Source organism: Rhodococcus ruitaii (assembly GCF_055230935.1).
In genome coordinates this window covers 88,545-107,393 of sequence record NZ_JBUYWC010000003.1, presented here as the reverse complement: position 1 = coordinate 107,393, position 18,849 = coordinate 88,545, and the positions used below count along the sequence as shown (strand labels likewise).

Here is an 18,849-nt window from a genome sequence, read left to right as displayed (position 1 = left end):
GAATCTAGAACTTGTTGCTGTTTATGACAAGCCCCGGTGGACCTTCCGCCGGCTCGGCGCTACCCGACTTCGGACAGCGCCGCACGCGGGCACTGCGCGATCGCGTCGCGAACCAGCTCCTCGCTCCCCGCCGGAACAGGGTGCACGACGATCAGTTCGTCGTCGTCGTTCAGATCGAAGACCTCGGGTGCGATACCCACGCACACACCATTGGCCTCACAGCGGTCGAAGTCGACCTCGACATCCATTTCCGGACCTCATTTCCTCGCCGTACGAGTCGTTCGAACTTACACTAGAACGCGTTACAATTCTGTGCAATGATTCGTCGGATCCTAGACGACGAAGGAGCGTTCGTGGACATCGATTACACCCCCGAGCAGCAACATCTGCGCGAAGAGCTTCGCGAGTACTTCACCGGCCTGATGACAGACGAACGACGCGAAGCACTCGCAGCCACCACCGGCGAGTACGGCTCGGGCAACGTGTACCGCGAAGTCGTCCAGCAGATGGGCAAGGACGGGTGGCTCACCCTCGGCTGGCCCGAAGAGTTCGGCGGCCAGAACCGCTCCGCGATGGATCAGCTGATCTTCAGCGACGAAGCCGCGATCGCCGGCGCACCTGTTCCATTCCTGACCATCGACTCGGTCGCGCCGACGATCATGCACTACGGCACCGACGAACAGAAGGCATACTTCCTCCCTCGCATCTCCGCCGGTGAACTCCACTTTTCCATCGGATACTCCGAACCGGAAGCCGGCACCGACCTCGCGGCACTGCGCACCAGCGCCGTACGCGACGGCGACGAGTGGGTGATCAACGGGCAGAAGATGTGGACGAGCTTGATCGCGTATGCCGACTACGTGTGGCTTGCTGTCCGGACCGACCCGGGGGCAAAGAAGCACAAGGGGATCAGCATCCTCATCGTCCCCACCGATGCCGAGGGATTCTCCTACACGCCGGTGCACACCATGGCCGGCCCGGACACCAGCGCCACCTACTACCAGGACGTCCGGGTACCCGCCTCCGCCCTCGTCGGCGAAGAGAACGGCGGCTGGGCCCTGATCACCAATCAACTCAATCACGAGCGGGTCGCCCTGACATCCGCCGGGCCGGTCCTCAGTGCCCTGCGCGAAGTCCGGACCTGGGCCCAGCAGACGACACTTGCCGACGGCCGGCGTGTCATCGATCAGGAGTGGGTACAGATCAACCTTGCCCGGGTGCACGCCAAGGCCGAGTACCTCCAGCTCATGAACTGGGACATCGCTTCCGGCACCGGACCGCTCGGCCCCGCCCCGGCCTCCGCGAACAAGGTCTTCGGCACCGAGTTCGCCACCGAGGCATACCGCCTGCTCATGGAGATTCTCGGCCCCGCCGCGACAGTGCGGCAGAATTCGCCCGGCGCACTGCTGCGCGGACGCATCGAGCGGATGCATCGCAGTTCGCTGATTCTCACCTTCGGCGGCGGCACCAACGAAGTGCAACGCGACATCATCGCGATGACCGCACTCGGCCTGCCGCCGTCCAAGCGCTAGAAAAGGACATCCAGCGTGGATTTCACCCTCACCGAAGCGCAGCAGGACCTCTCGGAACTCACGCGCAGCATCGTCACCGACGTCGTCACCAACGAACATCAGCGCAGCCTCGATACGGCGCACGACCGCACCGATCATGCCCTGTGGGATGCACTTGCGTCGTCGGGTGTGCTCGGGGCAGCGCTTCCCGATTCCGTCGGCGGCGACGACTTCGGCCCTCTCGAACAGGCCGGCGTCCTCATCGAACTCGGACGCGGCGCTGCAACGGTCCCCTATCTCACCTCGATCGTCGTATCTGCGTCCGCAATAGCGGAGTTCGGTGCGGCGTCACAGTGCAAGGAGTGGGGCGAACCCGCCGCGTCCGGCGAGACGATCCTGACGGCCGCGTTGACCGAAGAGGTCAACGACGATCCACTGCACCCCACCACCTCCGCCACCGCGTCCGGTACCGGCCATGTGCTCGACGGCACCAAGATCGTCGTCGACACCGCACCCGCCGCCGACGGCTTCCTCGTACCCGCCGCCACTGAGAACGGGGTGGTGGTGTTCCTGGTGCGCGCGGATGATCCCGGCGTGCGGGTCACCCCGCAACAGACCACCGGTGCCGGATCCGTCGGCATGGTTGCATTGGACGGGGTCGAGCTCGGGCCGGATCGCGTGCTCGGCCGTGACGGCGCCGCCGTCGCGGCCCGGCTTCGCGACCGTCTGCTCCTCGGATCGGCCGCCTACCAGAGCGGTGTCCTGGAGCGAGGCCTCGAACTCACTGCCGAGTACGCGCGCGAACGAATCCAGTTCGATCGGCCCATCGGCAGCTTCCAGGCCGTCGCTCAACGTCTGGCCGATGCGTATATCGACGTCAGAGGCGTTCGACTGACATTGTGGCAGGCAGCCTTCCGTATCGCCCAGGGCTCCCCCCACATCACTGCCCTACGCACCGCCGCATTCTGGGCCGCCGATGCCGGACACCGGGTCGCGCACACCGTCGTGCACGTCCACGGTGGAGTCGGACTCGACGAAGACCATCCCGCTCACCGGTACTTCCTCGTTGCGAAGCATCACGAGTTCCTGCTGGGATCTGCCACGACGCAGTTGCGCGCACTCGGCCGGGAACTCGCCGACGCTCCTGCCTGACGTTCGGAGGTTGTCATCATGTCCGACACCGTGGCCGCTCTGCTCGGTCGCCTGGCCGGAATCGACGACCGCGGCCTGCGGTTCGAAGGGTCCTTCGTCTCGTGGAGCGAGCACGTCACGCTCTCGCACGACCGAGCAGCGCTGCTGCGCGCCATTCTCGATCCGTCGCGTCCACGGCACGTCGGCGTGCTCCTCGACAACGTGCCGGAGTTCTCGCTGCTGCTCGGGGCTGCGGCGTTCTCGGGATCGGTAGTGGCCGGCCTGAACACCACCCGGCGAGGTGAGGCGCTCGCCCGCGACATCCTGCTCGCGGATTGTCAGGTCGTGTTCACCGAGACCGCACACATCGGACTTCTCGACGGCCTCGATCTTCCGGGTGTGCGGGTGATCGATGTCGATTCCGCCGAGTGGCGCGCGACGATATCCCCTTACGCCGACTCCGAGCAGGTCGTCGACGCCACCGAACCGGATGACCTCCTCATGCTGATCTTCACCTCCGGTACCAGTGGTGATCCGAAGGCCGTGCGGTGTACCCACGCGAAGATCTCCGACCCCGGCAGCATGCTGGCCGAGCGGTTCGGTCTGGGTCCGGCCGACACCGTCTATCTCTCGATGCCGATGTTCCATTCGAACGCGATGATGGCCGGCTGGGGCGTCGCGTTGGCCGCCGAGAGTTCGATCGCGCTGCGTCGCCGGTTCTCCGCGTCGGGGTTCCTGCCCGACCTGCGCAAGTTCTCGGTCACGTACGCGAACTACGTGGGTAAGCCGCTGTCCTACATCGTCGCGACACCTGAACTACCTGACGATGCCGACAACCCGTTGCGCATCATGTACGGAAACGAAGGTAGCGCGCCCGCTGTCGCCGAGTTCGCCCGCCGATTCGACGCGACCGTCGTGGACGGGTTCGGTTCCACCGAGGGTGGTATCTCTATCCGCGCCACTGCCGGCAGGCCTCCCGGCTCATTGGGGTTGCTTCCCGACAATGTCGTGATCCTCCACCCGGACACCGGGCTGGAGTGCCCGGTCGCGGAGTTCGACGCGAACGGCCGCATCGTCAACGCCGACGAGGCCACCGGAGAACTCGTCAACAACGAAGGCGCCGGAGCATTCTCCGGCTACTACAAGAACCCACAGGCCGACGCGGAGCGAATCCGCGACGGCAGGTACCACAGCGGCGACCTCGCCTACCGAGACGTCGACGGCTTCGTGTATTTCGCGGGCCGTAGTTCCGGGTGGTTGCGGGTGGACGGCGAGAATCTGGGTGCCGCCCCCATCGAACGAGTCCTGCAGCGCTATCCAGGATTCGCACAGGTGACGGTGTACGGTGTGCCGGACCGAGATGTGGGCGACCGGGTGATGGCTGCGGTCGTGCCCACTGCCGACGACGAGTTCGACCCGATCGCCTTCGCCGCATTCCTCCGGGCTCAGACCGACCTCGGACCCAAACAAACTCCGACGTTCATTCGGGTGGCCCGAAGCCTGCCACGTACTGCAACGTTCAAGATCCTCACTCGTTCACTCTCAGCGGAGCGGTGGGACTGCGAGGACCCAGTCTGGATCCGCGCTCGCAACGAGAACGAATTTCGTTTGCTTACAACCGAACCGAACCAGTCCATGGAACCACGCCCGGCGCGTACCTGATACCACAGCTCCTTCTACCGCAACGAGAGAGTCCCACGTGAGCATCAAATTGGTTGCAACAGAGAGACTCCGGAACACTTCCGGTCGACATATATGCTCCCGACATACACGAGTACGACGGCGAGCATGAGACCTCCGACAACACCGAGAGCATAATCGACAAATGGGACCACGGTCACGGCGATCCACACGAGGGGCCGCCGCTCCTGAATCGGCGGTGCATGCCTGGCGCGGAACTTTCCCCACGGCTTGGAAATCGCCACGAATCCGACTGCGATAAGCACGATGACAAGGATCCAACCCGAGACGATGGTGGCGCGCGCTGGCCCATACTCTCCGTGATGAGTAGCGTCGACGGTGGCATGTAACCACCCGCCGACCGCAAGTGAACCGAACACGAGTCCCGCGATAGTGGCGACGAGTTTCACTGTGACCCAGTAGTACCGCATCAACCCCCACGATGTCATCAGCGCAAGCATGATTCCTGTGTAGGTGACCGCAAGCGCACATGGTACGAGTAGTTCGTCGTCCAGGAACAAGCTCATTTCAGCTGCAAACCGCTGGTCGAGTGGATCGCCTCCGAGGGCGCGCGTCAGCAATGCAGCTTCAGCGACGGCCGTAACAATCCATCCGCATCCGGCGGTGATGTGGACCAACAGGAGCAGTTGCCGAAGACGTCTCACGGTCAGAACATCTGCCAGTCGCATCCGTACACTCCTACATTGATCAGACTCTTGTACCGGCCGGTCGTGCCGGTCCCGTTCCCACCGACGACGTCGTCCGCCACACCGCAATCGCCAGGGCGATGATCCAGATCCAGGTCAAGGTCGTGAAGGGAACGATGATGGCGAAGTTGACGAGAAGGGCACCGAGGAGCCAACCGAGACCGGCCACGATCCCTACGCCACCAAGCACCTTCGACCAGGTTTGCGCTCCGATCACCGCCAAGGCCAGCAGTCCTACCGCTGCGCCCAGGAGCGCCTGGGAGACGAACGCCGCGCTGCCGAGAACCAGCAGCATCGCTTCGGCGCGCTCGGTCACTACAGCCGTCGGCACGTCGTGGAGTTGAGCAGCCGCAGACCAGAGCCCGACAGCGTGGATTCCGAAGTAGATGCCGAAGGCACCACCTGCAATGCTCCAGACGGAGTTTGCTACCGCCCCACGACCACTCGACAACACACCGCTGACCCGCATCAACGCGGCAGCACTGGCCCACATGACCACAGCCGCAACATTTGCAAAATGTGCGATTGTCCATAGCCCACGTTCGTTCACGTACTCGAGCGTGGCCGCAGCATCCTCTATCGGCGGGTTCCCGTGCAATGCGGTTGGCAGAACATAGAACACGACTCCGGTCGCCAGGAGCGCAACGGCACTCCGGCGCTGAGTACGGATGGTGTTCATACTGCTCGTCGACCGATCGACGGTCTCCGATCGGGCTTTCATTCGTTCTCTACCGAGTTCGGACATGACACATCCTTCTTAGTAGGCATGTTATGTCTATGAGGATAGACCGCTTAGGCATAGAATGTCTAGGTGCCAGATTCGACGCAGAGTTTCAGGTCTCCACTCGCCCTGCTGTTACTCGGATTGCTGTCCGAGCATCCGATGCACGTGTACGGGCTGCAGAAGGTGATCCGCGAACGCGGCCAGGACCGCTTGGTGAATGTGGAACACCGCAACAGCGTCCGCCAGACCGTGGACCGGCTCGAGCGCCAAGGCTGCGTGAGTGTTTCCGATGTCCGGACCAGCAACGCTGGGCCTCACCGGACGGTGTATCGCATTACTGCGCACGGCGAGTCGATGCTGCACTCGTGGCTTACCAACAGCATTACGAGTCCCCGGCCTGAGTATCCAACCTTCCCGGTTGCTGTGTCGTTGATGTCGTTCCTCTCACCCGCGCATGCCGGCAAGCTCCTCGAGGTCCGCCGTGAACGGCTCACCGACCAACTCGACACCCTGACCGAGGCGACGGAGTCCGCCACGGACCACCTTCCGGAAGTGTTCCTGGTGGAGAACGAACTCGTCATCGCGATGCTGCGCGCCGAGATGCGGTGGATCGACGACACCCTCGAGAGGATCAGTACCGGCGACCTGACATGGGATACGCAGGAACTCTTGGACGCCTCGCCCTTACCGGAGGTACTCGCGACCGGCGACTGATCCGAGTTTCCTCCGATACGCGCCGGAAGAATCGAGAAGGTCGAAGTTTCGGTTGTGTGTTCTCGGTCAGGGTGGTGAACCGATGGGTCAGATGACGCCTTGCTCTCGTAGCTGACCACGCTCGCTCTCGGTCACGCCCAACAGGTCGCCGTACACTGCGGCGTTGTCGTATCCGGCGATCGGCGGACCGGCATGCCTCACCGACCCCGGAGTGCCCGTCATGCGCGGCACCACACCGGGTCCGAGAATATCGCTGCCGGTTCGCTCGTCGCGGTGAGGCACCAGCATCTCGCGAGCCTGGAACTGCTCGTCGGTAACCACCTCGGCGACCGTGTTGACCGGTCCGGCAACGACACCCGACGACGAGAGGTGATCGAGCAGGTCCGCAAGGGGCCACTTCGCCGCCCACGCGCCGATGAGGTCGTCGAGCTCGTCCTGGTGGACGCCACGTGCTAGGTGGTCGGCGAACTTTGCGTCGTCGGCCAGGTCGGGACGGTTCATCGCCGCGCACAAGCGTCGGAAGACGGTGTCCTGGTTGGCGGCGATGATGATCCACATGTCGTCGGACGTGCGGTACAGATTCGACGGCGCGATGCCCTCGAGTCGGGTGCCGGACGGGCCGCGAACCACACCGGCAGCGTCGTAGTCGGGTATGACCGATTCCTGGATGGCGAGGCATGCCTCGGTCAGCGCTACGTCGACGACCTGCCCACGCCCGGTCCGCTCGCGGCTGAGCAGCGCAGCGAGCACGCCCTGGACGGCGAACATGCCCCCGAGGGTGTCGCCGAGAGACAACGCAAGTCGAGGCGGAGCCTGACCCGGGTAGCCGTTCAAATGCCGCAGACCGCTTTCCGCCTCCGCGACCGAGGCGTATCCCGCGCGCGTCGCCCTGGGGCCGGTCTGTCCGTACCCGGAGACACGGGCGAGCACGATTCCCGGATTGACTTCGGAGAGCACGTCATAGCCGAGGCCCCACCTTTCGAGGGTGCCGGGGCGGAAGTTCTCGACAATGACGTCGGATTCGGCGACCAGACGACGGAACAGGTCCTGCCCGTCCGGCGAGCGCAGATCGAGGGTGATGCACCGCTTGTTGCGGGCATGCACGGTCCAGAAGAATCGGTGACCGTCCCGCTCCCCCTGCCCCCACGTGCGCAGCGGGTCGGGGCGCTTCGGGTCCTCGATCTTGATGACGTCGGCACCCATGTCGCCGAGCAGTCGCCCGGCGAACGGCCCCGCGATCAGCGTGCCCAATTCGAGCACCCTGATCTCCCCGAGCGCACCCGTGGACGGGGTCTGTGCTGCCGATTCGCTTTCGTTCGACGTACCCACATCAATCACTCGGTGTCCCCATTCCGTCCGGTCAGTTACCGAGGTGAACCGACTTCTCCTCGGTGAAGGCCGCGAGGCTGCTGCGCCCGAGCTCGCGCCCGGTATCGCTCGCGTAGCGACTCACCCAGGGTAGTGCCGAATGAGCACATTACGTCTACGGGTCGAGCCCACCTCGACTCACCACATCGACATCGGAAGGGCGCTTCTCGACCGTCAGACGGAGCTGGTCGCGGGCACCCACGTCAGGCGTAGTCGCCAAGCCTCAGGGCCCCGCTCCATGTAGTCGACACCGAGCCGTCCGTCGACACGGTCGGCGAGTTGACGGAGCAGTGGGATCGGATCGTGAGGTGCGACGAGCACGAGCGCCCCACCTTCGGGAACCGCGTCGAAGGCCCCGAACACCGTAGCGTGCCGGATGGCATGCGGGATCTCCCGCACGTCGAGAACGGGCTCGGGGCGGCCGTGTTCCCCACACTCGCATGCGTGGCCCTCACGATCCGGTTCCGCGTGCCCGCCCAGCAGGTCGTGCATGCCCTGCAGGACCCCGGCCAGCGAGACGTCGGGGTCTGCGGCGACGAGCGGGAGTATCCGGTCGTTCTCATCGACAAGGTGCGCGTCGAACACGATCTTCAACGCATACGCTGCCGCAGCGACACGCACCGGAGACGTGTCGTTCGCGATCCGGTCGACGAGGTCACCGATCACTCGGTGCACTGCGATCATGGATTCGACGAGCAGCTTGGCTTCACCGCGACGGGCGGCCGCGGGGTAGAGCGCGTCCTCCTCGGCAACGGCATGCGGCAGCAGCGTGCCGGTGAGGTAGTCGACCAGCGCGCGGCGAGATCCGTCGACGTCCGTTTCTCCGGCTCCGACGGTATCCCGGGCGACGGCGGTATCCCGGGCGACAGCGTCGAGCAGGTTATCGGTGAGGGTCGCGATACGTCCTGCGATCTCACTGTGGTGATTCTTTACGGCGTCGACGGCGTACGCATCCTCCGCTGTGGTGGCGACGACGACCTGGTCGGTACTCATGCCGGCTCCTCTCGGTGGCGCCGCGACGGATGCGCGGCGGGCTGGCTTTGCCTCCGTCAATTTACTACAGTTATTTCCGTGGAAACTAGGGAACTTCGGCCCGGCCCGCACGCGACACCGGCACCGGCGTCTCACCTCGCGCTGTCGCCTCAACGGATCACGGTCCTCGACGATGTCCGCGCTCATGCCCCCACGCGCATCAACGACATCGCCCAGCGGCTCGGCCTGCACGCCAATACCGTGCGCGAGCACCTCGACGCGCTCGTCGGGCATGCCCTCGTCGAACGCACCACCGAAGCCGCCCGGGGACGCGGGCGTCCCGCCAAGGTCTACCGGCCCACACCCGCGGCCGACCCGACTCTGTCCGGACGCGACTACGCCGGTCTCGCGACCGCCCTCGCCGGACACATCGCCCGAACCAGCACCGATCCGGAGGGCGACGCGCGTGCCGCCGGACGCGAATGGGGACGCGAACTCGCTCTCGAATCCGACTACGACACCGCAGATCCGCACGCATTCACCCTCGACCTACTCACGCGTCTCGGATTCGCACCCCACGACCGCGGACCCGCACTCGGTGTCGCGCTGCCGCTGTGCCCCCTGCTCGACGCTGCGCGCCGCTACCCGACCGTCGTGTGCCAGGTACACCTCGGGATCGTCGAGGGCGCGCTCGAAGAAATCGGCGCACCGACCCGCCCAGGACTCGATCTCCTCCCGTTCGCCGAACCCGACGCGTGCCGGCTTTTCCTGCCCGAACCCACGATTCCCGAGGTGTGCTGCTGTCCGCGGAGCGAATCGTGAGCTCCGCACTCCCGGAGGTGTCCGAGTGAACGAGCGTGGCAGCTGGCATCTTCGGGCCGGCGCGGTGGTCGCTGCGTGGTTCGCGGCACTGGTGGTTGTAGCCGTCGCCCACCGGTGGATTCCGCAATCCGGTTGGCTACTCGTGCATCTGCTCGGCCTCGGGGCCGCGAGCAACGCGATCCTGATCTGGAGTGGGCATTTCACCGATGCACTCCTCCGGCGACCCGCCGGAGAAACCCGGCGTGCCGATACCCGGCGCCTGATCGCATTCAACACCGGTGCGGTCGTCGTAGTTGCCGGCATGGTTACCGGATGGTGGCCCGCGGTATTGGCCGGTGGGACGGTCGTCGTCGGTGTCGCCGGATCGCACGGCATCACGCTGCTGAGGCGGCTGCGGTCTGCACTGCCGTCGCGGTTCGGGCACACCGTGCGCTACTACATCGCCGCAGCGGCCATGCTACCGATCGGTGCGGGGATCGGCATCGCCATGGCGAACTCCGGTCTACCCAACGATCTGCACGAACGACTCGTACTCGGCCACGCGGCCGTCAACATCCTGGGCTGGGTGGGGTTGACGGTGCTGGGCACGCTCGTGACCCTGTGGCCGACGATGCTCCGCACCCGCATGGCTCAGCGCGTGGAAACCGCAGCACAGCGCGGACTCCCAGCGCTACTGCTCGCTCTCGCAGTCGGTGTCGCCGGTGCGATCGCGGGTGTGCCCCTCCTCGCGGCAGCAGGCGCCCTCGGGTATCTCGCCGCCGCGGTCTATGTCCTCGAACCACACCTCGACGAGATCCGTCGCAAGCATCCCACCGATTTCGCGACGTTGTCGGTGTTCGCGGGTATCGCGTGGCTGCTCGGCTCACTTGCCTACCTCACGATAGGCCTGGCCACCGCAGCAACCCCGCTGGACGCCGCCGAGGCAGCGGGTGCGGTGACTGCGGCGCTGCTCGCCGGGTTCCTCGTCCAGGTACTGCTCGGCGCTTTGACGTATCTCGTTCCGGTCGTCATCGGTGGCCGCGCCGCGGTACAAGGCGCGATGGCCGAACTCGAACGCGGCGCTCCATGGCGCCTGTCGGTCGCCAATGCGGGCCTGCTCCTGTGTGTCCTTCCGGTACCGAGCCTGGTGCGCGTGGCGTGCTCGGTGCTGGTCCTGGTGGCGTTCGCATCGTTCCTCCCGCTGGTTGTGCGCGCGGTTCTGATCGCTCGCCGTATGCAGGGGGTGCCGTCGAAACCGGGCCGCCCCGAACCTGTTCCGGTACGCAGGCGCCTCGGAGTCGCGGCCGCGGGCCTCGGGGTCGTCGTGTTCGCGGCCGCAGCCGGTGTCGCAGCCGACCCCGCAGCCGTCGGCATCTCCACTGCCGATGTCGGAAATGTGGCAGCCAGTGGGCACACCACCGAAATCGAGGTGCGCGTCGAGGGGATGCGGTTCGTTCCCGATGTACTCGACGTGCCGGTGGGTGATCGCCTGGTGATCACCCTGGTGAACACCGGCACCGATCGTCACGACCTCGTGCTCGCCAACGGTACCCGCACCGGCCGTATCGACCCGGGTGAGACTTCGACGCTCGACGCCGGGCCGGTTGGAGGACAGCTGGACGGGTGGTGTTCGGTCGCCGGGCACCGACAGATGGGGATGACACTCGCCGTCCAGCCGATCGGCGTCGTCGACGATCTGGCACATTCCGATCACAAGTCCGGCACGACGGAAGCTTCTCTCAACTCGTCCGATGTGTCGCGGAGCCTCGGCGCGCAGCCCGACGACGACTTCGTCGCACACGATCCGACCGCGCCTCCTGTGGCGGCCGATCACCGGATCACCCTGGCGGCAACGGACGAGCAACGTGAGGTCGCACCTGGGCTCACCCAGCGACTGTGGACCTTCGGTGGCACCGCCCCCGGCCCCACGCTGCGTGGAAAGATCGGAGACGTCTTCGAAATCACCCTGGTCAATGACGGATCCATCGGCCATTCCATCGACTTCCACGCGGGTTCGCTGGCCCCGGACGAACCGATGCGCACCATCGAACCGGGTGAGTCGCTCGTCTACCGATTCACCGCGACCCGGTCCGGAGTGTGGTTGTATCACTGCTCGACGATGCCGATGTCGCTGCACATCGCGAACGGAATGTTCGGTGCCGTCATCATCGATCCACCCGATCTGCCGCCCGTCGACCGCGAGTATGTCCTGGTGCAGTCGGAGCTGTATCTGGGTCCGGCAGGTGGAGAGGCCGACGCCGACAAGGTACTCGCCGACGAGCCGGATCTCGTTGTGTTCAACGGATATGCAAACCAATACGATTACGATCCGCTCGACGCGAAGGTCGGCGAACGTGTCCGTATCTGGGTGCTCACCGCTGGACCGAACCGTGGTTCGGCGTTCCATATCGTCGGCGGGCAGTTCGACACCGTGTGGTCGGAAGGTGACTACCGCCTGCAACCGGGCTCCGGCGGAAGCCAGACCCTCGGATTGTTTCCGGCACAGGGAGGATTCGTCGAACTCGAATTCCCCGAGCCAGGACGCTATCCGTTCGTGTCACACTCGATGGTCGACGCCGAGCGCGGCGCGCACGGTGTCGTCGACGTCCAGGAGTGACCGGGTACTACCGCGCCCGGTTCAACCGCGCGACAGCCGTGTCGTAGCCGTCGACGAGCTCCGCCATGATCTCCGCCACCGGCCGGATCTCATTCATCCGTCCGACGATCTGCCCCACCGGCATCGCCACGACCTCCGGATCGTTTCCGGCCGAAATACGCTGGTGTGCTTCGCTGACGAGGATGTTCTGCAACGGCATGGGTAGCGGGCTCGGCGCGTCGGGCTTCGCCCAGGCTTCGGTCCACTTCGTCTTGAGCAATCGCGCCGGCTTGCCCGAATAGATACGCGACCGAACGGTGTCGGACGAGCTCGCGCCGAGCAACGCCCGTTGGATCGACGACGGGCCGTCGGCCGCTGAACCGAGCTTGTACTCGGAGGTGGTCAGCCAGTACGAACCCATCCAGACACCGGAAGCTCCCAGCGCGAGAGCTGCGGCGACCTGTCGTCCTGACCCGACGCCACCCGCAGCGAGCACGGTCGCGGAATCGCCGACAGCATCGACGATCTCGGGCCACAGCACCATCGACGCGACCTCGCCGGTGTGGCCGCCGGCTTCGTACCCCTGTGCGATGACGATGTCCACACCGTTCTCGACGTGCCGCTTCGCATGGTCGACGGCGCCGGCCAGAGCAGCGACCGGCACCCCCTTCTCGTGTGCGAGATCGATAACGTCCTTCGGCGGCGACCCGAGAGCGTTGGCGATGAGCGCGGGGCGGTGCCCCAGTGCCACGTCGACGTGGGAGCGCGCGACCGAGTGCAGCCAGCCCAGCACACCGGTGGCGTGTTGCGCGTCGTCGCCGAGCGGTGGAACTCCCAGCTCTGTGAGTGTGCGATCGACGAACGCACGGTGTTCGGCCGGTATGAGGCTGTCGAGATCGACGGCGGTACCTTCGGTGGGCACCTTCGCAGGCATCACGATGTCGACACCGTACGGCTTACCGTCGGTGTTCTCGTCCATCCAGGTGAGGACCGCGTCGAGTTCTTCGGGATCGTTGAACCGGACACAGCCCAGCACCCCGAGACCACCGGCCCTGCTGATGGCCGCCGCGACATGCTCGGACGGCGTGAACCCGAAGACGGGGTACTCGATGCCGAACTTCTTGCTGAGATCGGTCTGCATGTGTGTCCTTATCATCCTGTCGATGCGGTGGCTTCGCCGCCGGGTCTCACGCCCTGCTCCTGCGGGCGGTGAGGGAGGCTGTGGGCACGACGTCGATTGCATGCTTCACGTGGGCTGCGAAATCGAGTGCCATCTCATCAAAATAGAACGTGTTACTGTCCCTGGCAAGGCTCGGTTGAGATCCAGTTCACAACACATCAGGAGTTCTCAGTGTCCCCCACAGCATCCACCGGCGCTGCCGAAACGTCGGGCACCTCGGAGCGTGCTCCGCACTGCCTCGTCGAGCAACGCGGGCACACCTTGATTGTCACGATGAATCGCCCCGAAGCACGAAATGCGCTGTCCGGCGAGATGATGGCAATCATGACCGAGGCGTGGGATCGCGTCGACAACGATCCCGAGATCCGTGTCGCAATCCTGACCGGAGCGGGAGGCGCCTTCTGCGCGGGCGCCGACCTCAAGGACATGAACAAGTCCGCACCCGGCGACAAGTTCGAAGGTGGCGGCTGGGATCTGTCGAAACTGCCCGCGCTCCTCAAAGGGCGCCGGCTGAAGAAGCCCCTGATCGCGGCAGTCGAAGGACCTGCCATCGCAGGCGGCACCGAGATCCTTCAGGCCACCGACATTCGTGTCGCTGGTGAGAGCGCGAAGTTCGGTGTGTCCGAGGCGAAGTGGGGACTGTTCCCGCTCGGGGGCTCGGCGGTGCGCCTCGTCCGTCAGATCCCGTACACGATCGCCGCAGACATCCTGCTCACCGGCCGTCATCTGAAGGCCCCCGAAGCCAGGGAGATCGGGCTCATCGGTCATGTCGTCGAGGACGGTCAGGCACTCGGCAAGGCTCTCGAGATCGCCGAGATGATCTCTACCAACGGACCGGTCGCGGTGCAGGCGATCCTCGAAACCATCCGCCGCTCCGAGGGGCTCCACGAAGAAGAGGCCTTCCGCATCGACGCAGAACTCGGAGCTGCCGTATTCAAGAGCGCCGACGCGAAAGAAGGCCCCCGCGCCTTCGCCGAGAAGCGCACCCCGAAGTTCACCGGCCGCTGATCACGTACGCGCGGTGCGCGGGCAGAAACACCCGGTCGACGGAGTGCGCCTGCCCGCGCGCCGCGCGTACGTGTCGTTGATCAATTATCCCAGAACTACCTCGGCGAGTGACCGCACATGCTCCGCGTCGCGACACGACACCAGGAGCATCGTGACGCCGGCGGCTTCCCACCGCTTCACTCCCCGGCGCACGTCATCGTGGTTGCCGACGATCATCGTCTCGGTGACCATATCGTCGGGGATCGCTTCAGCTGCCTCGTCCTTGCGCCCGGAACGGAACAACTCGGTGACCTCGTCGACGACGTCGCCGTAGCCCATCCGCCGATAGACCTGGGCGTGGAAGTTCAATTCGGGGGCACCCATACCTCCGACATAGAGCGCGGTGACGGGCTTCATCGAGGCGATCGTCGCGACACGGTCATCGGTCACCACCACCTGGCAGGTCGCCGCGATCTCGAAGTCTTCACGAGCGCGACGCGCCCCCGGACGGGCGAATCCTTCGTCGAGCCATTCGTCGTACATCGGTGCGAGGCGCGGGGAGTAGTAGATCGCGAGCCAGCCGTCGGCGATCTCGGCGGTGAGCGCGACGTTCTTCGGCCCTTCGGCCCCGAGCCAGATCGGAATGTCCGGCCGGAGCGGATGGGTGATGGGTTTGAGTGGCTTGCCGAGTCCGGTCGCGTCGTCCCCGGTGTACGGCAGTCGATAGTGCGGGCCGTCGCTGGTGACCGGCCCGGTGCGCGCGAGGACGTCGCGGACGATCGACACATATTCCCGGGTCCGGGCGAGCGGCTTCGCGAACGGCTGCCCGTACCAGCCTTCGACCACCTGCGGCCCGGATACCCCCAAGCCGAGGATGTGCCGGCCACCCGACAGGTGATCGAGGGTCAGGGCGTGCATCGCGCAATTCGTCGGGGTGCGCGCCGAGATCTGCGCGACCGAGGTGCCGAGCCGCACTCGCTCGGTCGCCGATCCCCACCACGCGAGCGGGGTGAACGCATCCGATCCCCACGACTCGGCCGCGAAGACCGCGTCGAAACCCGCGGCTTCGGCAGCAGTAACAAGTTCCGGTCCGTTCGCGAGCGGCTGCGCACCCCAGTACCCCAGTTGCAGTCCCAGTTTCATTGCACGCCTTCCAGGTCGGGCGATTGGCCATGCCGTGCTGTTCACACGCTACTCTTGCCAGCGACTTTAGAACCTGTTCTACTCGAATACGTGAGCCTGGGAAAGAGCGCGGTCGTCGAGCCGCCACTGAGCGCCCCGTTGAATCTGCAGTTCGACTACACCCGATCCACCGGTCCGACGATCGGGGCCTTCGTCACCGGGTTGCGCGACGGACGAATCATCGGCGCGCGTAGTTCGGACGGCCGGGTTCTCGTCCCTCCCCCGGAATACGACGCGGTCACTCACGAGCCTCTCGTCGATTTCGTCGAGGTCGCCCGGACCGGCACCGTGGTGAGCTGGACGTGGAATCCCGACCCATTGCCCGGGCAGCCGTTCGACCGGCCGTTCGCCTGGGCCCTGATCCGACTCGACGGCGCCGACTCATCGCTGCTGCACGCCGTCGATGTCGCGTCACCCGAGGACATCAGCACCGGGATGCGGGTGCGCGTGCGTTGGGCCGACGAGCGGGTGGGCGACATCCACGACATCGTTGCGTTCGAACCCGGCGAGGCCGACGACACACCTGCGTCCGTCGCCGATTCCGACCCGGTCATCATGATCTCCACCCCGCTCGACCTGCACTACACCCACACCGCGTCTCCCGAGGAATCGTGGTACCTGCGCGGATTGAAGGAAGGGCGGATTGTCGGCGGACGCACCGGCCCCGGCGACAAGGTGTACATCCCGCCGCGCGGCGCAAGCCCCACCGACGGCGTTCCGACGAAGGAACACGTCGAACTTTCCGACAAGGGCATCATCACCACATTTTGCATCGTCAACGTGCCGTTCATGGGCCAGCAGATCAAGCCTCCGTACGTTGCGGCATACGTGCTACTCGACGGCGCCGACATCCCGTTCCTCCACTTGATCCTCGAGTGCGACGCCGCAGACGTCCGCATGGGCATGCGCGTCGAAGCGAAGTGGCGACCGCAGAAGGACTGGGACTACACCCTGCGAAACATCGAATACTTCCGTCCCACCGGCGAACCCGACGCCGACTTCGACGCGTTCAAACACCACCTCTAGGAGCCGCGGAATCATGACAGACATTGCAGTCGTCGGCTTCGCGCACGCTCCACACGTCCGCGAAACGCACGGCACCACCAACGGTGTCGAAATGCTCGTGCCCTGCTTCCAGGATCTCTACGGAAGGCTCGGAATCACCAAGTCCGACATCGGTTTCTGGTGTTCCGGATCGTCCGACTATCTCGCGGGCCGCTCATTCTCGTTCATCTCGGCCATCGACGCGATCGGCGCAGTCCCTCCGATCAACGAGTCGCACGTCGAAATGGACGCGGCGTGGGCGCTCTACGAGGCGTGGGTCAAGCTCATCACGGGCGAGGTCGACACCGCGCTCGTGTACGGGTTCGGCAAGTCGTCTGCCGGCACTCTGCGTCGCACCTTGTCGCTGCAGCTCGATCCGTATCTCGTCGCCCCGCTCGGTCTCGACGCCGTTTCTCTCGCCGGTCTGCAAGCGCGGATCGGACTCGACTCCGGCAAGTGGACCGCAGAGCAGATGGCCGAGGTCGCTGTGCGAGCCCGCGCTGCGGCGAAGGCCCGGCCCGACGCCCAGATCAGTGGCGATGTCACCGTCGAGGAACTTCTCGCACAGCCGTACGTCGCCGATCCACTGCGCCCTCACGACTGTGCTCCGGTCACCGACGGTGCCGCCGCAATCATTCTCGCGTCCGGCGACCGCGCGCGGGAACTGTGCGCGAACCCCGCCTGGATCACCGGGATCGAGCATCGCATCGACTCCCCGAACTTCGGTGCATCCGACCTCACCACTGCACCATCCGCACGCGCTGCCGCACAGTCCGTCACCGGTGGTGACACTTCGTTCGACATCGCCGAACTGCATGCGCCGTTCACCCACCAGGAATTGATCCTGCGCGAGGAAATCGGATTGAGCGGCAACACCGCGATCAATCCGTCGGGTGGCCCGCTGACCGGCAATCCGATGTTCTCCGGCGGGCTCGAACGCATCGGTTTCGCCGCTCAGGCGATCATGGACGGAAAGGCCGGCAGGGCACTCGCCCACGCGACGGGTGGCGCTGTGCTGCAACAGAATCTGGTGGCCGTTCTGGAGGGACGAAACTGATGGCGAAACAACCTGCGGCGGTCCTCGGAACCGGACAGACCTACTACGTCGCGAAACGGAACGACGTCTCGATGGCGGGGCTCGTCCGCGAAGCACTCGACCGCGCCATGGCCGACGCCCACGTCGGTTGGGACGACATCGATGCCGTCGTGATCGGCAAGGCACCCGATCTGTTCGAGGGCGTCATGATGCCCGAACTGTCGATGGCCGACGCGATCGGCGCCACCGGCAAGCCACTGCTGCGCGTGCATACCGCCGGCTCTGTCGGCGGCTCCACCGCAAACGTGGCCACGAGCCTGATCCAGGCCGGTGTCCACCGTCGCGTGCTCGCCGTGGCATGGGAGAAGCAGTCCGAATCCAACGCGATGTGGGCGTTGTCCACACCGGTGCCGTTCACGATGCCGGTCGGCGCCGGAGCCGGTGGTTACTTCGCGCCGCACGTCCGGTCGTACATCCGTCGTTCTGCTGCCCCCGAGCACATCGGTTCGATGGTCGCGGTCAAGGATCGGCTCAATGGCGCGAAGAACCCGTACGCCCACCTCAAGCAGCCCGACATCACCCTCGAGAAAGTCCAGGCATCGCAGATGCTCTGGGATCCCATCCGCTACGACGAGACCTGCCCGTCATCGGACGGGGCGTGCGCCGTGGTGCTCGGCGATGCGGAGAGTGCGATGGCGTCCGAAGCTGCCGGACGCACCGTCGCGTGGATCCACGCGACCGCGATGCGCACCGAACCCACCACCTATGCCGGCCGCGACCAGGTCAGCCCCGAAGCCGGCCGGATCGCCGCCACAGCACTGTGGCGGCAGGCGGGGATCACCGATCCCCTCACCGAGATCGACTGCGCGGAAATCTACGTGCCGTTCTCGTGGTTCGAACCGATGTGGCTCGAGAACTTGGGATTCGCCCCGGAAGGTGAGGGGTGGAAGCTGACGGAGGCGGGCGAGACCGCGATCGGCGGGCAGCTTCCCGTCAATATGTCCGGCGGTGTATTGTCATCCAACCCGATCGGTGCATCGGGGATGATTCGCTTTGCCGAAGCCGCAATGCAGGTCATGGGCAAGGCCGGCGACCACCAGGTGGACGGTGCGCGTAAAGCACTCGGCCACGCGTATGGTGGTGGATCACAGTACTTCTCGATGTGGGTCGTCGGGGCGGACAAACCCACCCACTAGCCATACCACCAGGAGGATCC

The 18,849-nt window shown here is 65.4% G+C and carries 17 protein-coding genes; 10 read left to right on the top strand and 7 right to left on the bottom strand.

Annotated features, from left to right (window positions below):
* Positions 1 to 59: 59 nt before the first annotated feature.
* Positions 60 to 248 (bottom strand): ferredoxin, encoded by a 189-nt coding sequence (locus ACZI8W_RS03715; protein ID WP_463367142.1) that lies wholly within the window; start codon positions 246 to 248, stop codon positions 60 to 62.
* Between the two features lie 105 nt (positions 249 to 353).
* Between ACZI8W_RS03715 and ACZI8W_RS03710 the strand changes: the two genes are divergently transcribed.
* Genes ACZI8W_RS03710 through ACZI8W_RS03700 form a run of 3 tightly spaced genes read left to right on the top strand, consistent with a single transcriptional unit; the run spans position 354 to position 4,304 of the window.
* Positions 354 to 1,532 carry an acyl-CoA dehydrogenase family protein gene (locus ACZI8W_RS03710; RefSeq protein WP_463367141.1) on the top strand — a complete coding sequence of 393 codons (1,179 nt, stop codon included), beginning with the start codon at positions 354 to 356 and terminating at the stop codon, positions 1,530 to 1,532.
* 15 nt (positions 1,533 to 1,547) lie between these two features.
* Positions 1,548 to 2,663, top strand: a complete 1,116-nt coding sequence (locus ACZI8W_RS03705) for an acyl-CoA dehydrogenase family protein (protein WP_463367140.1) — start codon at positions 1,548 to 1,550, stop codon at positions 2,661 to 2,663.
* A gap of 18 nt (positions 2,664 to 2,681) precedes the next feature.
* Positions 2,682 to 4,304 carry a long-chain-fatty-acid--CoA ligase gene (locus ACZI8W_RS03700; RefSeq protein ID WP_463367139.1) on the top strand — a complete coding sequence of 541 codons (1,623 nt, stop codon included), beginning with the start codon at positions 2,682 to 2,684 and terminating at the stop codon, positions 4,302 to 4,304.
* A gap of 44 nt (positions 4,305 to 4,348) precedes the next feature.
* On the opposite strand, the gene ACZI8W_RS03695 is transcribed toward ACZI8W_RS03700, so the two are convergent.
* Entirely contained in the window at positions 4,349 to 5,011 is a 663-nt protein-coding gene (locus ACZI8W_RS03695; RefSeq protein WP_463367138.1) for a hypothetical protein, read from the bottom strand.
* 19 nt (positions 5,012 to 5,030) lie between these two features.
* A complete protein-coding gene (locus ACZI8W_RS03690) occupies positions 5,031 to 5,774 on the bottom strand; it encodes a hypothetical protein (RefSeq protein ID WP_463367137.1) in 744 nt (247 codons plus the stop codon).
* Between the two features lie 66 nt (positions 5,775 to 5,840).
* Between ACZI8W_RS03690 and ACZI8W_RS03685 the strand changes: the two genes are divergently transcribed.
* On the top strand, positions 5,841 to 6,467 hold the full coding sequence (locus ACZI8W_RS03685) for a PadR family transcriptional regulator (protein ID WP_463367136.1): 627 nt from the start codon (positions 5,841 to 5,843) through the stop codon (positions 6,465 to 6,467).
* Between the two features lie 87 nt (positions 6,468 to 6,554).
* Here ACZI8W_RS03685 and ACZI8W_RS03680 read toward each other — a convergent pair whose 3' ends face one another.
* Together ACZI8W_RS03680 and ACZI8W_RS03675 are read right to left on the bottom strand one after the other, a co-directional pair.
* Complete coding sequence (locus tag ACZI8W_RS03680; RefSeq protein ID WP_463367135.1) at positions 6,555 to 7,805, bottom strand: CaiB/BaiF CoA transferase family protein; 1,251 nt, start codon at positions 7,803 to 7,805, stop codon at positions 6,555 to 6,557.
* 204 nt (positions 7,806 to 8,009) lie between these two features.
* Positions 8,010 to 8,828: a DUF2249 domain-containing protein gene (locus ACZI8W_RS03675; RefSeq protein WP_463367134.1), complete on the bottom strand. Its 819-nt coding sequence runs from the start codon at positions 8,826 to 8,828 to the stop codon at positions 8,010 to 8,012.
* 78 nt (positions 8,829 to 8,906) lie between these two features.
* Between ACZI8W_RS03675 and ACZI8W_RS03670 the strand changes: the two genes are divergently transcribed.
* A complete protein-coding gene (locus ACZI8W_RS03670; RefSeq protein WP_463367133.1) occupies positions 8,907 to 9,629 on the top strand; it encodes a helix-turn-helix transcriptional regulator in 723 nt (240 codons plus the stop codon).
* 25 nt (positions 9,630 to 9,654) lie between these two features.
* The gene (locus ACZI8W_RS03665) at positions 9,655 to 12,225 is read left to right on the top strand and encodes a multicopper oxidase domain-containing protein (RefSeq protein WP_463367132.1); all 2,571 of its coding nucleotides are present in this window, start codon (positions 9,655 to 9,657) and stop codon (positions 12,223 to 12,225) included.
* Positions 12,226 to 12,232: 7 nt separating this feature from the next.
* Here the strand turns inward: ACZI8W_RS03665 and ACZI8W_RS03660 are convergent, their stop codons facing one another.
* Positions 12,233 to 13,345: an NAD(P)H-dependent flavin oxidoreductase gene (locus ACZI8W_RS03660; RefSeq protein WP_463367131.1), complete on the bottom strand. Its 1,113-nt coding sequence runs from the start codon at positions 13,343 to 13,345 to the stop codon at positions 12,233 to 12,235.
* A 210-nt stretch (positions 13,346 to 13,555) separates the two neighbouring features.
* Between ACZI8W_RS03660 and ACZI8W_RS03655 the strand changes: the two genes are divergently transcribed.
* Entirely contained in the window at positions 13,556 to 14,392 is an 837-nt protein-coding gene (locus tag ACZI8W_RS03655; protein WP_463367130.1) for a crotonase/enoyl-CoA hydratase family protein, read from the top strand.
* 84 nt (positions 14,393 to 14,476) lie between these two features.
* Here ACZI8W_RS03655 and ACZI8W_RS03650 read toward each other — a convergent pair whose 3' ends face one another.
* Positions 14,477 to 15,514 (bottom strand): LLM class F420-dependent oxidoreductase, encoded by a 1,038-nt coding sequence (locus ACZI8W_RS03650; protein WP_463367129.1) that lies wholly within the window; start codon positions 15,512 to 15,514, stop codon positions 14,477 to 14,479.
* A 90-nt stretch (positions 15,515 to 15,604) separates the two neighbouring features.
* On the opposite strand from ACZI8W_RS03650, the gene ACZI8W_RS03645 reads away from it, so the two are divergent.
* Genes ACZI8W_RS03645 through ACZI8W_RS03635 form a run of 3 tightly spaced genes read left to right on the top strand, consistent with a single transcriptional unit; the run spans position 15,605 to position 18,829 of the window.
* Positions 15,605 to 16,579, top strand: a complete 975-nt coding sequence (locus ACZI8W_RS03645; RefSeq protein ID WP_463367128.1) for a Zn-ribbon domain-containing OB-fold protein — start codon at positions 15,605 to 15,607, stop codon at positions 16,577 to 16,579.
* 13 nt (positions 16,580 to 16,592) lie between these two features.
* Entirely contained in the window at positions 16,593 to 17,654 is a 1,062-nt protein-coding gene (locus ACZI8W_RS03640) for a thiolase domain-containing protein (protein ID WP_463367127.1), read from the top strand.
* Positions 17,654 to 18,829, top strand: a complete 1,176-nt coding sequence (locus tag ACZI8W_RS03635) for a thiolase domain-containing protein (RefSeq protein ID WP_463367126.1) — start codon at positions 17,654 to 17,656, stop codon at positions 18,827 to 18,829. The genes ACZI8W_RS03640 and ACZI8W_RS03635 overlap by 1 nt, the downstream gene beginning before the upstream one ends.
* Positions 18,830 to 18,849 lie beyond the last annotated feature (20 nt).

What these genes read in the sequence shown, in the direction of transcription:
- ACZI8W_RS03715 (WP_463367142.1), bottom strand. Translation starts at nt 248, where the DNA reads ATGGATGTCGAGGTCGACTTCGACCGCTGTGAGGCCAATGGTGTGTGC.
- ACZI8W_RS03700 (WP_463367139.1), top strand. Translation starts at nt 2,682, where the DNA reads ATGTCCGACACCGTGGCCGCTCTGCTCGGTCGCCTGGCCGGAATCGAC.
- ACZI8W_RS03695 (WP_463367138.1), bottom strand. Translation starts at nt 5,011, where the DNA reads ATGCGACTGGCAGATGTTCTGACCGTGAGACGTCTTCGGCAACTGCTC.
- ACZI8W_RS03690 (WP_463367137.1), bottom strand. Translation starts at nt 5,774, where the DNA reads ATGTCCGAACTCGGTAGAGAACGAATGAAAGCCCGATCGGAGACCGTC.
- ACZI8W_RS03675 (WP_463367134.1), bottom strand. Translation starts at nt 8,828, where the DNA reads ATGAGTACCGACCAGGTCGTCGTCGCCACCACAGCGGAGGATGCGTAC.
- ACZI8W_RS03660 (WP_463367131.1), bottom strand. Translation starts at nt 13,345, where the DNA reads ATGCAGACCGATCTCAGCAAGAAGTTCGGCATCGAGTACCCCGTCTTC.
- ACZI8W_RS03650 (WP_463367129.1), bottom strand. Translation starts at nt 15,514, where the DNA reads ATGAAACTGGGACTGCAACTGGGGTACTGGGGTGCGCAGCCGCTCGCG.
- ACZI8W_RS03640 (WP_463367127.1), top strand. Translation starts at nt 16,593, where the DNA reads ATGACAGACATTGCAGTCGTCGGCTTCGCGCACGCTCCACACGTCCGC.
- ACZI8W_RS03635 (WP_463367126.1), top strand. Translation starts at nt 17,654, where the DNA reads ATGGCGAAACAACCTGCGGCGGTCCTCGGAACCGGACAGACCTACTAC.